The sequence below is a fragment of the Endozoicomonas sp. Z74 genome (genome assembly GCF_057680865.1).
Window position 1 is genome coordinate 24,283 of sequence record NZ_JBLYZI010000025.1, and the last position, 14,662, is coordinate 38,944.

The window sequence follows — 14,662 nt, forward strand, 5'->3', positions numbered from 1 at the left end:
CCAGTGGTTTGCTGTTCTCAGGGGGTACTTTTCAGGGTATGTAAAGCTTCCTCTGCGTGGTTTTCCGCAAATGGGAAAACTTCCCTTTTTCTGGGAATATGTGCAGGGTGTTAAAACCGCGTGATGATTCATCAGAGAGTAACATACAAGACCTGGAAGAGTGGTTTCGTTACACTCTCTATACGAAACACAATCGGCTTCAGCAGCCTGCCGGACTTACGACAATATCGGCCTGATATCCAGAAAGAACCCTATGGACGTAACTTCAATACTTGATTCACTGAATGATGCCCAGCGCAATGCTGTGGCAGCTCCCGTCAGTTCAATGCTGGTTCTGGCCGGTGCCGGTAGTGGTAAAACCCGGGTGCTGGTTCACCGCATTGCCTGGCTGGTTCAGGCCGAGGCCATGTCGCCCTACTCTATTATGGCGGTCACCTTTACCAACAAGGCGGCGGCAGAGATGCGCTCACGTATCGAAGAGTTGCTGGGGGTGGCGCCCCGGGGTATGTGGGTGGGAACCTTTCACGGATTGTCCCATCGTCTGCTCAGGGCTCACTGGAAGGAAGCCGGGCTGCCGGAAAACTTCCAGATTCTGGACAGTGATGACCAGCTCCGGGTGGTAAAACGGATCATGAAGACCATGGAGCTGGATGAGCAGAAGTGGCCGCCCCGTCAGGCTCAATGGTTTATTAACAGTAAAAAAGACGAAGGGCTGCGCCCGGACTACATTGACCCGGGCTATGATCCCTTTGAGCGCACCATGGTGGATGTTTACCGCCGGTATCACGATTACTGTGAGCAGGCCGGGGTGGTGGACTTTGGTGAACTTCTTCTTCGGGCACATGAGCTGATGCTGAAACGCCCGGATGTGTTACAGCATTACCGTGAGCGCTTCCGCTATGTGCTGGTGGATGAGTTCCAGGACACCAACGCCGTTCAATATGCCTGGCTCAGATTGTTGACCGGTGACCAGGATAAATTGATGGTGGTGGGGGACGATGACCAGTCCATCTATGGCTGGCGGGGTGCCCGGATTGAAAATATACGTCAGTTTTCTACAGACTTCCCCAACGCCCAGACCATCAAGTTGGAGCAGAACTACCGCTCTACCGGCACGATCCTGAAAGCGGCCAATGCGGTGATTGCCAATAACCCCGACCGGCTGGGAAAAGAGCTTCATACCGATGGGGCTGACGGTGAGCCGATTCAGCTCTATGCCGGGTTCAATGAGATGGATGAGGCCCGGTTTATCACCGACCGAATCAAAGATGCGGTGGACAAAGGCATGGCCCGTAATGACATTGCGGTGCTGTATCGTTCCAACGCCCAGTCGCGGGTGTTGGAGGAAGCCATGCTTCGTTCTGCCATTCCCTACCGGATATACGGTGGCCAGCGGTTCTTTGAGCGAGCTGAAATTAAAAACGCTTTGGCCTATCTCAGGCTGGTCAGCTCTCCCCATGATGACACTTCCCTTGAGCGGGTCATCAATATCCCGACCCGGGGGATTGGTGAGAAAACCGTTGAAAAGCTCAGGGAAGCGGCCCGTACCCAGGACGTTTCGCTCTGGCAGGCACTTTGCAATCTGGTCAAGTCATCCTCCGTCGGCGGGAAGGCTGGGAAGTCCATGGCGACTTTTGTGGAGTTGATTGAATCCCTCAGCGCGGCCGGTGAAGACCTGGATCTGGGAGAGCTGGCCGACCATGTCATCTCCATGAGTGGTTTGATTGAACACCACGGCAAGGAAAAAGGGGAAAAGGGGCAGGCCCGGGTGGAAAACCTGGAAGAACTGGTCAATGCCTGTGGTCAGTTTGATATGGACGATTTGGACCTGGATGAAGACACGGAAACCATGACGCCTCTGGATGCCTTTCTGGCTCATGCCGCACTGGAAGCCGGAGAAAACCAGGCCGACCCGTTTCAGGACAGTGTTCAGATGATGACACTGCACTCCGCAAAGGGCCTGGAGTTCAAACGGGTCTTTCTGGCGGGTATGGAGGAAGGGCTTTTTCCCCACAAGATGTCCCTGGATGAAGGCAATCTTGAGGAAGAGCGCCGCCTTTGTTACGTGGGTATTACCCGGGCCATGGAGTCGCTTTACCTGACCTATGCCGAGAGCCGGAGACTGTACGGCACTGAAACCATGAACCGCCCTTCCCGCTTTATCCGGGAAATTCCCGGAGGTTTGCTGCAGGAGGTGCGGCTGGGGGGAACCATCTCCCGGCCGGTGGCTACGCGAATGGCCCCCGCTTCTCCAGACCATGGGTTGTCTCTGGGCCAGAGGGTTCACCATGATGTTTTTGGTGAGGGGACAGTGGTCAACTATGAAGGGGAAGGTAACCAGGCTCGGATTCAGGTGAATTTTGATTCGGAAGGTGCCAAGTGGTTGATGATGGCCTACGCCAATCTGGCCGCAGTTTAATCTTTTTTCCATCGACCTCTGATCAGTGTTTAAGCTGATCAGAGGCCTCCCCTCTGCAAGGCTTGTGCGAAACCCGGGATACCCCTACCATGCGGTTGTCATGTCCCGTAAAACTCAAAATATTAATAAATCAAAACAACACTCATAAAATAATAAAGGACAGATCAATGATACCTCTTAAACGGCTTGGCTCTCTTTGGAGACCCCTGGGGATAGCAGCAGCCACACTTTCACTCCTTGGTTGTAATAACAGTGAACAGCCGCAGACGTCCGGTGCTGAGTCACAGACTTCTGTTGCACAACAAAGCGTTGAGGAGGCCATTGAATGGAAGCTGGTTACCTCCTGGCCCAAGAATTTTCCCGGTCTTGGTACCACTCCTGAACGGTTTGCCGAGTCGGTTAATCAAATGAGCAATGGTCGTTTGACCATTAAAGTCTATGGAGGCGGCGAGCTGGTTCCTCCGCTTGAGGTGTTTGACGCCGTTTCCAGCGGCACCGCTGAGATGGGGCACAGCGCCGCTTATTACTGGAAGGGCAAAGATCCGGCTGCCCAGTTTTTTACCGCGGTTCCCTTTGGCTTGAATGCTCAGGAAATCAATGGCTGGTTGCATCATGGTGGTGGCCAGGAACTGTGGGATGAGGTGTACAAGCCTTATAATCTGAAGCCTTTCGCTGGTGGCAGTACCGGTGTTCAGATGGCAGGCTGGTTCAACAAGGAGATCAAGTCCCTGGAAGACCTGAAGGGACTGAAGATGCGCATTCCCGGTATGGGAGGTGAAGTGTTAAGAAGGTTGGGCGGTGTTCCTGTGAATATTCCGGGAGGAGAGCTGTTTACCGCTCTGCAGACCGGTGCCATTGACGCCACTGAGTGGGTAGGGCCTTATAACGACCTGGCCTTTGGCTTTTATAAAGCCGCTTCTTACTACTACTATCCCGGTTGGCATGAGCCCGGTGCCATGCTGGAATTCACCATCAACCTGGATGCCTGGAAAAAGCTTCCCGAAGACCTGCAGGCCATCGTGAAAACGGCTGCCCGTGCTTCCAACCAGGATATGCTGGATGAATACACGGCCCGGAACAACGCAGCCCTGAAAACTCTGGTTTCAGAGCACGGTGTTCAGGTTAAGCGGCTTCCCGATGATGTGTTGCTGGAGCTGAAGAAAGCGGCCATTGAAATTACCCGGGATGTGTCCAGCAGCAGTGAGGTGGCTGGGCGTATCTATGAGTCGTTCAATACCTTCCGTGAGCAGTCCACGTCTTATCACAATATTTCCGAAGTGGCTTTTTACGAAGCCCGTTCACTGCAGTAATTCATCATCAGCCGTTATCCCTCCATGGGGGTAACGGCTTTTATCCTTCCTACAATGAGTCTGGCTGAGAAAAACCCATCGCTTTCAAGGCAGGGACAAGCGCTGCTATGGATTGTTCACTGCCAGTATGGAGAAAGCGGTCTGTTGGTTGGTTGTTGTCGCCTTCAGGGTCAATGCTTGACCCCAGCAGGCTTTTCACTCTTCTGGCGATGGCCGGGCCGGAGTCAATCCAGTTCACCGGTATGGGGGATACCTCCTGAAGAAGCTCCCTTAACAGGGGAAAGTGAGTACAGCCCAGAACAATGGCGTCCGGCATTGGATTATGGGTGAAAAAAGGCTCGATAATGGCTGCAAGCTGTTCCAGGGGGACCGGCTCATTGCGAAGGTGTTTTTCAGCCAGCTGAACCAGCTCACTGGTGCCCACTTTAATCACGGTGCAGTCATCGGCAAAATCGTTGATCAAGTGGGTCGTGTAACTGCGCTCAATGGTGCCGGGAGTGGCCAGCAGGCCAATGCAGCGGTCCCGCGACACCTTGCTGGCGGTTTTAATAGCGGGAACAACGCCCACTACTGGAAACTCAAGCTCCCGGCGGACCCGGGGGAGAGAGATGGTACTGGCAGTATTGCAGGCAATGACCGCGAGGGAGGGGGAGAACCGGTCTGCCAGTTTGCCCAGACAGTAGCTGGTTCGTTCGATGACGTCGTTTTCCGGTTTCGGGCCGTAGGGAAAGGCTTCGGTGTCTGAGCAGTAGACGACGTTCAGCGATGGCAGTGTCCGCTTTACTTCCTGATAAATGCTCAGGCCACCGACGCCGGAGTCAAAAATAACAATGGGGTTTACCATGGTGTGTATTAATTCTGGTACGGCCGGTTTAGCCGGGTTGTAGGACGTTAACGAGGTTTCAGTGGCTCTCTCTTTTGGCTTGGCAGTCAAGGCAAAAGGCGGTTTCCGGTCGAACTTCCAGCCGGGAAAAGCCAATGGGTTGGTCACAGTCCAGGCAGTAACCATAGTCGCCGGTATCCACCCTGGCCAGGGCAGCCATTACCTGGCGAAGATGCTGCTGGCTGTGCTTCTGGCTGGCTTTGGCCATACTTTGTTGTTGCAACGCGTCAACCCGGGAAACCCTGCCAAAGGCCTGCTGATCCAGGGTGACCGTCTGGGCAGAGCTTTCACTTTGTTCAATGGTTTCCAATAGATTTGCTTTTAGCGTTTGCAGTGCTTCATTCAATGCACTGGCCTGTTCAGGACTTAATGCTGACATAGACAGATCAGCTCCGAGACAGAGGGTTGAAGTCATCTACTTTAACACTGGCTGTAGTCAGTTCCCTAATTCCAGGTTGAATTCATCAGCCACTCTGCTAATCCATTTAACCTGAGACAATGTTTGCTGATGGGAATTCAGTAATAATAGAAAACCAGTCGTTGGAGTCATGTCATGAATCTTAATGCCTTTCAGGAACAGCTGGCACTGTTTTCTTTTGATGCTTCCTTGATTCTGCAACAGATGGTAAAGCAACGGGGGCGCCTTGATCCTCAGCAGATTGCCGAACTTGAGACGTTATTAGGTGTTTCTTCAGATGAGTTGCTGAAAACGTTGCTTCCTCTGGCAGCGGCCATGAGTACCTGTCCTGTCTCAGGTTTTTCGGTGGGGGCGATTGCAGAAGGTTATCGTGAGGGTGGACAGGGACCCTGGTATTTTGGTGCGAACCTGGAAATGGTCGGCCAGCCTCTTAAAATGTCCATCCATGCGGAGCAGGCGGCCATCTGCAATGCCTGGCACCAGGGAGAAACCCGGTTGCGCCGGTTGATGGTCAATGAAGCGCCCTGCGGCCATTGTCGACAGTTTATCAATGAAATTCAGGACGTGGAGAGCCTGGATATTGTGATCAGCCGTCTGGGCAGTGAGGTCAAGAACCACTACCGTATTTCGGATCTGTTGCCAGACTCGTTTGGCCCTGTGGATCTTGATCAGCCCGAGCGACTTCTTGCCTCATCCCCTCAGCAGTTTAATGCTCCTGAGCACTCGGATGAATTGGTTAATGCGGCCCTCACGGCGGCCAGCAAAAGTTATGCCCCCTATTCCGGATGCTATTCAGGTATTGCCCTTTTACTGGATAATGGTGATATTGTTACGGGACAGTATGCTGAAAATGCCGCTTTTAATCCTGGCCTTACGGCCATTGAAGCGGTTCTGGTGAATCTCCGGCTGAATAACCTGAGAAAACCGGAGGGAAAAGTGGTGGATGCGGTATTGGTCGAGAAAGAGACCGGAATTTCCCATAAACCCATGGTTCAGTCGGTGCTTGAGACGGTACTGGACAGCAAAGGTGTATTGCGCAGCTTTCTGGTTTGACCTTTTATGAGATCAGGCGCTGGAACACAGCGCCTGATGGCTGCAGGAACCCCGGAATAGAGGCATTTTCACAGCTAACATTGCATAACAAAGGCAGGGAGGCCTGTTGTGAGTTCCGGAATCAGAATAGATCCTTCTTCTTCCACCCATCTGGATTATGGGGAAAATAAAGAATCCTTCAGTGACCATGAAGAGAGTGAAGCCCAGCGAAACGCCCGGCAGAAAACGTACATTGACCGGGGTGACCATGCCCAGAGAGAGAAGACTCGCCTGAAAAGAAGAAAGACCAGTAAGCGGCTGGAAAAGAAAAAAAAGAAAAAACTGTCGGAGCGTAATGCCCGTGAATCCAGTGAGGGTCATGAAAAAGAGCCATGAAAAAGCGCTGGGTTTTTATCATTTCTTTTTTCTTTCACCATGGGCATTTGATAGGATTTTTTTGTTCGGGAAGACCCCTGTTTATTTGAATTGAGGTTGGTCTCCCCTGTTCCAATCCATGGAAGTAGGGCATTTACGCCAAAGCAGAATGATGACTGAACCAGATTACGAAGTACTGATCGTCGGCGGTGGAATGGTGGGAGCCGCCATTGCCACTGCTCTTGGCAGCCAGAGGATTAAGGTTGCGGTGTTTGACCGGGTCAAACCGGAACCTCTGGCAACGGATAGCCTGCCTGATCTCAGGGTTTCAGCCCTCAGTTACGCTTCTGAACAGATTCTTCGCCAGCTTGGCGCCTGGGCCCCGATGTCGCAAATGCGTATGACGCCTTACTGCCGGATGGCAGTCTGGGAAAAGCTGCGTCATCCCTGGGGAAAAGAGTTAGCCTCCCGAGCCAACCGGGTGCTGTTTGATTCGGCGGAAATTGGTCGGGAACAACTTGGCTACATTGTTGAAAATCGGGTAACACAGTTGGGTTTGCTTGAGGCTATGTCCCGGCATGGTTCGGTTGACCTGATCTGCCCGGCCAGTATTAACCGGTTTGACCTGACGGGCGACAAGCCACAGGTTGAGTTGTCCGATGGCCGGAGGTTTACGGGACATTTGCTGATTGGTGCGGATGGTGCTCAGTCAAGAGTCAGGCAGGTCGCAGGCCTTGGGGTTGAGCAACGGGATTATGAGCAGCAGTGCCTTGTGGCGACGGTTGAAATTGACGGGGGCTGCCAGGACATGACCTGGCAGGCTTTTACCCCCACCGGCCCGGAAGCTTTCCTGCCTCTGCCGGATATTCAGGGGCGAAGTTATGCGTCAATCGTATGGTATAACGTGCCTGAGCAGGTCCGGTATTTACTGGGGCTGCCTGAGCAGGCATTTATTGATGAGTTGAGAAACACCTTCCCGGTTGAGTTGCCCGAGATCATCACCCTTCATGAGCGGGGGGCATTTCCCTTGGCCCGTCGGCATGCTATCCATTATTGTCGGCCTGGTGTGGTGCTCGCGGGGGATGCGGCACACACCATCAACCCTCTGGCAGGTCAGGGCGTCAATCTCGGGTTTCAGGATGCGGCCTGGCTGGCAGAGATTCTGGTGGATGCCCATCGAAACGGGGAGCCTCTGGGAGACCCTGAAGTCCTGGGACGGTACGAGAAGGTCCGGCGCCCGGATAATGCTGCGATGATGGCCGTGATGGATGGTTTTTATCACGCCTTCAGCAATGGTAACCGGCCAGCACAGATTCTCAGAAATATAGGGCTGGGAGTGGCTGGCAGGCTGACACCGGCAGTGAATCAGGTGATGAAATACGCCATGGGGCTTTCGGGCCGCCAGCCCAGGCTGGCCCGGGGAGAAGCGCTTTGATCAACCCTGATGATGAGGCATGGCGATGAGAAGCAGGAATCAGAAATGTAAAGATCTGCTGGATTGCGTAAAACCCTGATCCCTCTCTGGCAAAGGGAGGCATAAGATGCCTTCTGGACTCGAACACTTGGGGAAGTGGGCATGAAAACGATGATTTCAAATGGTTTCCGGTTGACCGCCATTGCCTCACTGGGGTTCTGGTGGATGTGGCTGGTGGGCGGCGCTGCATACTACTACATGGTACAGAACGCCTCACTCTGGGAGTCATTTACTTCCGGTGCCGGTATTGCTCTGGTGATGTTTGTCGGAGGCATATTCAGCGTGATGATTTCCGATGCTTTTGAGACCGTCGGCAGCTGATTTTGAGTAACAGGGCCCCTACTGGCGGCCCTGAAAAGTTCTTTTGATTTTCCTGCTCCTGTCCACCGATTCACTAGCATGATAAGTTAACGACAGTGTTTCTGTTTTCTGTTGTCTTTACATGACTTTTTTTTCTCGCCTGTTTTTGCTTTTCCTGCCCTTCTGTCTTTCTTTTTCCCATGTTGTACAGGCTGATGTGCCTGCCAGCTTCAACAGTGCCAAGCGACAGGCTGCTAAGTTATACGACGATCACCCTGTGAGCTTCTACTGCGGCTGTGACATCCTGAAAGAGAATAAAAAACGAATACCTGACCTGAAGTCCTGTGGCTACTCGGTCCGAAAGCAGGCTAAAAGAGCCCGCCGCATAGAATGGGAGCATGTGGTTCCTGCGTGGGTTTTCGGCCATCAGCGGCAGTGTTGGCAGGAAGGGGGAAGAAAAAACTGCAGCCGCAATGATCCTGTTTTTCGCAAGATGGAAGCGGATATGCATAACCTAGTGCCTGCCGTAGGAGAGATTAACGGAGATCGCTCAAACTTCCGGTTTGGGCTGCTAAGCCAGCATCCGGATATGTACGGCCAGTGTGATTTCAAGGTGGACTTTAAGGCCCGGGTAGCCGAGCCTCCCCAAAACCAGCGGGGCAGTATTGCCCGGATTTATCTTTATATGGCGGATCGTTACCCCTTCCGGCTCAGTGAGCAGCAGCGGCGGTTGTTTGAGGCCTGGAACCGCATGTACCCGGTTTCGGCTTGGGAGCAAGAGCGAAACCGGAAAATAAGCCAGATCCAGGGATGGGAGAACCCTTATATCCATGAGCAGGGGGATCACTCATAAGAGCAAAAAGCCGTTAACCCGCATATTGCATGAAGTGTCGAGCTTGTCGCTCTGATAAATTGTCTTTTTATGCTTTTCTCCTACACCCCTTGAAAGACGTGGGATAACCGCTTTTTCATAGCGGCTTCATGCAATATGCGGGTTAAATCCTTCAGCCAGTTAGTTTTACTTGCATACTCGTTATGGTCAGGGTGTTTGAATTTGAATACCTTTGCCTTAGTGTTTTGACGCAAGCAGAACAGGGTCTGGCGTTGTATAAAAAAGAAAATGGATAGAATACTTATCAGGGGGTGGAATGGACGCACTAAGACAAAATTCTGATTTACAATCACCCTCAATCAATACAGGCGGTGACCACTCAAGTGATGAAACCCGGACGGTTGCTTTTGGTCGGAGTGTCAGTATTTGTTTCAATCATGAAACCAGTTCAACCACCGTTGCGGAGTTTTTAAAGAAAAACGGCCTTGAAGATCCTTCCAAGGGCTCGGTACTGTTGGGTGAAGGGACTTTCGGCAAAGTGAGGCCTGTTTCCAAAGTTGGGGCTGATGGTATTTTATGTGTTATGAAGACCCCAAATAGGGAAGGCCTTGATGAGCGTGAGCTGAATGGTCTTATGTTACCGGAACATGAAAATATCTGTCACTCTTATTGCGCCCTGATTAAATATGGAAATGAAAGTACCTTGAAGCTGATAGTCTCAATGGACATGATAGAGCAGGTTAAGGGGGGATTTTCCGTTCAAGCAGTTTTTGGAGAATTCTGCTCTGGAACGCAGCTTCATGAACAACTAATAAAGAGAAGTGGTCATTTTACGGCTGAACCCGTAGCGAATAACGTAGTCTGCGATGTTGCTCTGAATCTGGCAAAAGGGCTTAATTTTATTCACGAGCATGGATTGACCCATAGAGATTTAAAACCCGAAAATATTTTATATAACCCTGATAACGGTGAACTTAAAATTATTGATTTTGGTCAGACCCGAAGAGTTTTGAAGAGTGACGGAACAGATCGACGTACAACAGAAGTTTGTGGCTCTTTGGGCTATATAGCCCCTGAAGAATACACTTTCAAAATGGAAAGTAGCCAGGGTGATGATTGGTCGCTTGGATGCACTTTTTTATCAATTCTTTTTAATGGGGTTAATCCTGCCAAGTTGATGGCGGGAATGATGAAAAGAAGATTACCTCGACTTAACACTGAGTTTGCACAAATTGCCTTTGATTTTTCTGTGCTATCTGATTCAGAAAAGCGAAGCTTGATAAACAAAGCGATCGAAACAAAAGGGGGAGACAAAAAGAACTATTCAAAATTAGTTGATATTATTGTTAAATTAACAAGACACAGCCTTGCTTGTCGAATGAGCACCAAAAAAGCAATGGTTAAACTTCAGGAATTGTCTGAGCATGCATTTAAAGGAAATAAGGAGGCTAAGGCGTTTTCACAAGCAAAAATGAGTAAATTAGTAAATACAGATAGCCCTCTTTGTAGGCAAGTCATACCGAATGACAGGAACAGGAAGTGGCGGAGGTTCTGGTGCCTGAGTTGATGCTGAGTTTACCTGAAATCGACCATTCCTGTGCTCTCTGCACAATAAACGTTTCAGCTGACTGCCGTTTGCTGCAATAGTTGGTATCATATCCGGTTTATTGTCAGTTTCCTGAAACAGGTTGAAGCATGACGGAGCAGACCTTTATTGGCGACGATGGAATTGAGCGCCAGTCCCTGAGAGCCTACACAGAAAGCGCGTACCTGAACTACTCCATGTACGTGATCCTGGATCGTGCCCTGCCGCACATCGGGGACGGGCTGAAGCCTGTGCAGCGTCGTATCATCTATGCCATGAGTGAGCTGGGCCTGAAAAACACGGCCAAGTTCAAGAAATCCGCCCGAACCGTGGGTGATGTACTGGGTAAGTTTCACCCCCATGGTGACAGTGCCTGCTATGAAGCCATGGTGTTAATGGCACAGCCCTTTTCTTACCGGTATCCCCTGGTGGATGGTCAGGGCAACTGGGGCTCTCCGGATGATCCCAAATCCTTTGCGGCCATGCGATACACTGAGTCCAGGCTGGCCAAATACGCCGAGACGCTGTTGGGCGAGCTGGGCCAGGGAACGGTGGACTGGGTGCCTAATTTCGATGGCACCCTGGACGAGCCCTCCATTTTACCCGCGCGGCTACCGAACCTGCTGTTGAATGGAACCACCGGCATAGCGGTGGGGATGGCGACGGATGTGCCTCCCCATAACCTTCGGGAGGTGGCCGGTGCCTGCATCCATTTACTGGAAAACCCAAAGGCTTCGGTGGCGGAACTTTGTGAGCACATTCAGGGACCCGATTTCCCCACCGAAGCTGAGTTGATCACTCCCCGTGCAGACCTCATCAAAATGTATGAGCAGGGGCGAGGGTCTCTGCGGATGCGCGCCGTTTTCCAGAAAGAGAACGGTGATATTGTCATTACCGCCCTGCCCCATCAGGCTTCCGGCGCCAAGGTTCTGGAGCAGATTGCTGCCCAGATGCAGGCCAAGAAGCTGCCCATGGTGTCGGACCTTCGGGATGAATCTGATCATGAAAACCCCACCCGCCTGGTGATTGTGCCAAAGTCGAACCGGGTGGATGTTCAGAGTCTGATGAACCATCTGTTTGCCACCACTGACCTGGAAAAAACGTACCGGGTTAATATGAACATGATTGGGGTGGACGGTCGCCCCCAGGTGAAGTCTCTGGACCGGATGCTGGGGGAATGGCTCTCCTGGCGGAGTGAAACCGTTCGTCGTCGCCTGCAGCACCGTCTGGATAAGGTGCTCAGTCGCCTGCATATTCTGGAAGGCTTGATGATCGCCTTCCTGAACATTGATGAGATTATTGAGATTATCCGGACAGAAGATAAACCCAAGCCCGTGTTGATGGAGCGTTTTGGTTTGTCCGATGTCCAGGCGGAAGCCATTCTGGATCTGAAGTTGCGCCACTTGGCGAAACTGGAAGAGATGAAAATCCGGGGTGAACAGGATGAGCTTGAAAAAGAAAGGGATCAGCTGGAACTGATTCTTGGGTCGGATCGACGCCTGAAAACTCTTATCAAAAAAGAGTTGAAGGCCGACTCTGAGCAGTATGGCGACGACCGTCGCTCCCCCATTGTGGTCCGCAGCGAAGCCCATGCCCTGTCAGAAACAGATCTGATGTCTTCTGACCCGGTGACCGTTGTGCTCTCCAATAAAGGCTGGGTACGGTGTGCCAAAGGCCATGACGTGGATCCTCAATCACTCAACTACAAATCGGGGGATGGCTACCGCCTCTCTGCCCGGGGTAAAAGTAATCAGGCATCGGTGTTTATTGACTCCACGGGACGTGCCTATTCGGTGATGACCCATACCCTTCCTTCTGCAAGGGGGCAGGGAGAACCGCTTACCGGTCGGGTTAATCCTCCCTCAGGTGCTACGTTTGAAGGCCTCTGTGTGGGAGAAAACAATGATTGTTATCTCCTGGCCAGTGATGCCGGTTATGGGTTTGTTGCTCAGTTTTCCGACATGGTCAGTAAAAACAAAGCGGGTAAACTGCTGTTGACCCTCCCCAAAAATGCCCGGGTTCTTCCTCCGGTATCCGTGAGCAGTCAGGATCAGATGCTGATTGCGATCACCAATGAGGGGAGAATGTTGCTGTTTCCGCTTCAGGATCTGCCCAAACTGGCTCGTGGCAAAGGGAACAAAATCATTAACATACCGGCTGCTCGAGCGGCCGAGCGTGCTGAGCTGGTGACCCAGCTGGCTGTGCTCAATGCCAATGATTCCCTGATGCTCCATGCCGGTAGAAGGCATGTCACGTTAAAGGCAGGGGATCTGGAGCATTATCGCGGGGAGAGAGGGCGACGTGGAAACAAGTTGCCACGGGGCTTCCAGAAAGTGGATCGGGTAGAAGTGATTACTGCAGACTGAGGGTTGTCGGATTAGCCTCTAGAGGCTTAATCCGACCACGGCTTCTGAAGCAGCCTTTAACGTAAAAAAGAGGGGCTTCAGTGTTATCCGGTTGATGAAATGAAGCGTTGAAGGAGGGCTGGATGCATTCATGACTGAATTCCACAGCCTTTTAGAATCATCTGGCACAGGCTATCGGTATAGGCCTGGGTATCACCGGGGGCCAGCTCTTCCTTGCCCAGAACCGAGGCGACCTGTGGTCCATAGTCCACATAGTATTGGGTAGTAGCCCAGATGGTAAACAACAGGTGAACCGGATCAACCGGATGCATTTTTCCCTGTTTAATCCAGCCTCTGATCACCTCTGACTTTTCGTGAATCCAGTCATTGAAGGGACGCAGGTGCTCCTTGATATGCTGTCCGCCATGAAGGATCTCACTGCTGAAAATCCGCGAAGCGTTGGAATGGGCCAGGCAGTATTGCATTTTGGCCTGAATGAATTCGCGAAAGGCGGTGGCAGGATCATCGTCGGGGTTCAGGCCGCTGAACACCGACTCCCATAACTCCATGATGTGGTTCAGAACTGCCCCGTAAAGCTCCACCTTGCTGTTGAAGTAATAATGAACGTTGGCCTTGGGCAGTCCGGCCCGCTGGGCAATGTCTCTGATGGACGCTCCCTTGAAGCCACTGGCGACAAACTCATCTTCAGCCGCCTGAAGAATGACCTGGATGTTTTTCTGGCGCACCCGGCTGTTTTTATAACCGGGAAGTGCAGATTTGGTGGGTGATGGTTGCATCTCGAATACCGTACCTTTGCGTTGATTATGCTAGAAATGAATATAGACAAGGGGTGGGCTTTTGCCATGAAGAGACGCAAAAAAATACGACAAGGGATGATTAACAATATCCGTTGTCGTATATAGGGCAGAAAATCAAAAGGTCAGGATTGCTAGTAATGGTCAATGTCTGGGAGCGTATTCAAAGACGTCGGAATGTATATTTTCATCTTTGAAATTTTCCCTGACCAGGGCGTCAACTGTCGCATATACCATCTGCGGTGAGCCGCTGATATAGATTTCACAGTCTGTCAGTTGTTCCCTGTCGGCCAGGATGGCTTCGAACAGGAGCCCCTGCCTTCCTTCCCAGATGCCTTCATCAGATACCTCGCTGACCACAGGGTGGTAATGGAACTGCGAGGAAGACCAGTGGACAGGCAGGCTGGGAAGATAAAACCCTTCTGGGGAGCGGGCGCCCCAATAGAGATGCATTGGGTGTGGATGGTTCTGGTGAAAGCAGTGTTCGATCATGGACTTCATCTGTGCGAAGCCCGTGCCTGCCGCTACAAATACCAGAGGCTTGTCGGGCAGGGTACCCAGGTGGCACAGACCTTTTGCCATTCGAACCGATACCCAGCCTTTTTCCAGCTCCTCAAACAGCTTTATAGAGTTTTTCCGGTCCGGTATTTTCTGGATATGCAGTTCAATGCTTTTCTGACCAGCACTGGGTGGGCTGGCAATGGAAAAAGCACAGGCTTCTCCATCCGGCAGCAGTATTTCCAGATACTGGCCCGCCCTGTAATCGGGTACAACCCCCTGATTGCACTGGATGATGACCCGGTATATCTGCGCATCCAGAAGTTGAAGGTCTGTAACCTTATAGGACTGCGTGGTTACATGATGAGTCTGCACG

General features: G+C 51.7%; 13 protein-coding genes. 9 read left to right on the forward strand and 4 right to left on the reverse strand.

Annotated elements, in window-relative coordinates; genetic code table 11:
- Window positions 1–253 precede the first annotated feature (253 nt).
- Window positions 254–2,419, forward strand: coding sequence for a DNA helicase II (gene uvrD, locus ACNRUY_RS09555; RefSeq protein ID WP_488111426.1), 2,166 nt, complete (start codon window positions 254–256; stop codon window positions 2,417–2,419).
- A gap of 167 nt (window positions 2,420–2,586) precedes the next feature.
- Window positions 2,587–3,729, forward strand: a complete 1,143-nt coding sequence (locus ACNRUY_RS09560) for a TRAP transporter substrate-binding protein (RefSeq protein ID WP_488111427.1) — start codon at window positions 2,587–2,589, stop codon at window positions 3,727–3,729.
- Window positions 3,730–3,778: 49 nt separating this feature from the next.
- Here ACNRUY_RS09560 and murI read toward each other — a convergent pair whose 3' ends face one another.
- Both murI and ACNRUY_RS09570 read right to left on the reverse strand, forming a co-directional pair.
- Window positions 3,779–4,663 (reverse strand): glutamate racemase, encoded by an 885-nt coding sequence (gene murI, locus ACNRUY_RS09565; protein ID WP_488111428.1) that lies wholly within the window; start codon window positions 4,661–4,663, stop codon window positions 3,779–3,781.
- The gene (locus tag ACNRUY_RS09570; protein ID WP_488111429.1) at window positions 4,632–4,991 is read right to left on the reverse strand and encodes a TraR/DksA family transcriptional regulator; all 360 of its coding nucleotides are present in this window, start codon (window positions 4,989–4,991) and stop codon (window positions 4,632–4,634) included. Before ACNRUY_RS09570 ends, murI begins: the two co-directional genes overlap by 32 nt.
- A gap of 174 nt (window positions 4,992–5,165) precedes the next feature.
- On the opposite strand from ACNRUY_RS09570, the gene cdd reads away from it, so the two are divergent.
- From cdd to parC, 7 genes are all read left to right on the forward strand, one after another.
- The gene (gene cdd, locus ACNRUY_RS09575) at window positions 5,166–6,083 is read left to right on the forward strand and encodes a cytidine deaminase (protein ID WP_488111430.1); all 918 of its coding nucleotides are present in this window, start codon (window positions 5,166–5,168) and stop codon (window positions 6,081–6,083) included.
- Window positions 6,084–6,191: 108 nt separating this feature from the next.
- Window positions 6,192–6,458 carry a hypothetical protein gene (locus ACNRUY_RS09580; RefSeq protein ID WP_488111431.1) on the forward strand — a complete coding sequence of 89 codons (267 nt, stop codon included), beginning with the start codon at window positions 6,192–6,194 and terminating at the stop codon, window positions 6,456–6,458.
- Between the two features lie 151 nt (window positions 6,459–6,609).
- Window positions 6,610–7,872: a UbiH/UbiF/VisC/COQ6 family ubiquinone biosynthesis hydroxylase gene (locus tag ACNRUY_RS09585; protein WP_488111432.1), complete on the forward strand. Its 1,263-nt coding sequence runs from the start codon at window positions 6,610–6,612 to the stop codon at window positions 7,870–7,872.
- A gap of 141 nt (window positions 7,873–8,013) precedes the next feature.
- Window positions 8,014–8,232 carry a hypothetical protein gene (locus ACNRUY_RS09590; protein WP_488111433.1) on the forward strand — a complete coding sequence of 73 codons (219 nt, stop codon included), beginning with the start codon at window positions 8,014–8,016 and terminating at the stop codon, window positions 8,230–8,232.
- Window positions 8,233–8,353: 121 nt separating this feature from the next.
- Entirely contained in the window at window positions 8,354–9,064 is a 711-nt protein-coding gene (locus tag ACNRUY_RS09595; protein ID WP_488111434.1) for an endonuclease, read from the forward strand.
- Between the two features lie 295 nt (window positions 9,065–9,359).
- Entirely contained in the window at window positions 9,360–10,610 is a 1,251-nt protein-coding gene (locus ACNRUY_RS09600; protein ID WP_488111435.1) for a protein kinase domain-containing protein, read from the forward strand.
- A gap of 128 nt (window positions 10,611–10,738) precedes the next feature.
- Entirely contained in the window at window positions 10,739–12,994 is a 2,256-nt protein-coding gene (gene parC / locus ACNRUY_RS09605) for a DNA topoisomerase IV subunit A (protein ID WP_488111436.1), read from the forward strand.
- 128 nt (window positions 12,995–13,122) lie between these two features.
- Here parC and ACNRUY_RS09610 read toward each other — a convergent pair whose 3' ends face one another.
- Both ACNRUY_RS09610 and ACNRUY_RS09615 read right to left on the reverse strand, forming a co-directional pair.
- Window positions 13,123–13,770 (reverse strand): TetR family transcriptional regulator C-terminal domain-containing protein, encoded by a 648-nt coding sequence (locus ACNRUY_RS09610; protein WP_488111437.1) that lies wholly within the window; start codon window positions 13,768–13,770, stop codon window positions 13,123–13,125.
- Between the two features lie 162 nt (window positions 13,771–13,932).
- A complete protein-coding gene (locus ACNRUY_RS09615) occupies window positions 13,933–14,661 on the reverse strand; it encodes a hypothetical protein (RefSeq protein WP_488111438.1) in 729 nt (242 codons plus the stop codon).
- Window position 14,662: the final 1 nt, after the last annotated feature.

Bases quoted from the DNA above. Each gene is read 5' to 3' on its own strand.
- ACNRUY_RS09595 (WP_488111434.1), top strand. From the start codon at position 8,354: ATGACTTTTTTTTCTCGCCTGTTTTTGCTTTTCCTGCCCTTCTGTCTT.
- cdd (WP_488111430.1), top strand. From the start codon at position 5,166: ATGAATCTTAATGCCTTTCAGGAACAGCTGGCACTGTTTTCTTTTGAT.
- ACNRUY_RS09570 (WP_488111429.1), bottom strand. From the start codon at position 4,991: ATGTCAGCATTAAGTCCTGAACAGGCCAGTGCATTGAATGAAGCACTG.
- ACNRUY_RS09560 (WP_488111427.1), top strand. From the start codon at position 2,587: ATGATACCTCTTAAACGGCTTGGCTCTCTTTGGAGACCCCTGGGGATA.
- ACNRUY_RS09585 (WP_488111432.1), top strand. From the start codon at position 6,610: ATGACTGAACCAGATTACGAAGTACTGATCGTCGGCGGTGGAATGGTG.
- ACNRUY_RS09600 (WP_488111435.1), top strand. From the start codon at position 9,360: ATGGACGCACTAAGACAAAATTCTGATTTACAATCACCCTCAATCAAT.
- ACNRUY_RS09610 (WP_488111437.1), bottom strand. From the start codon at position 13,770: ATGCAACCATCACCCACCAAATCTGCACTTCCCGGTTATAAAAACAGC.
- uvrD (WP_488111426.1), top strand. From the start codon at position 254: ATGGACGTAACTTCAATACTTGATTCACTGAATGATGCCCAGCGCAAT.
- ACNRUY_RS09590 (WP_488111433.1), top strand. From the start codon at position 8,014: ATGAAAACGATGATTTCAAATGGTTTCCGGTTGACCGCCATTGCCTCA.
- parC (WP_488111436.1), top strand. From the start codon at position 10,739: ATGACGGAGCAGACCTTTATTGGCGACGATGGAATTGAGCGCCAGTCC.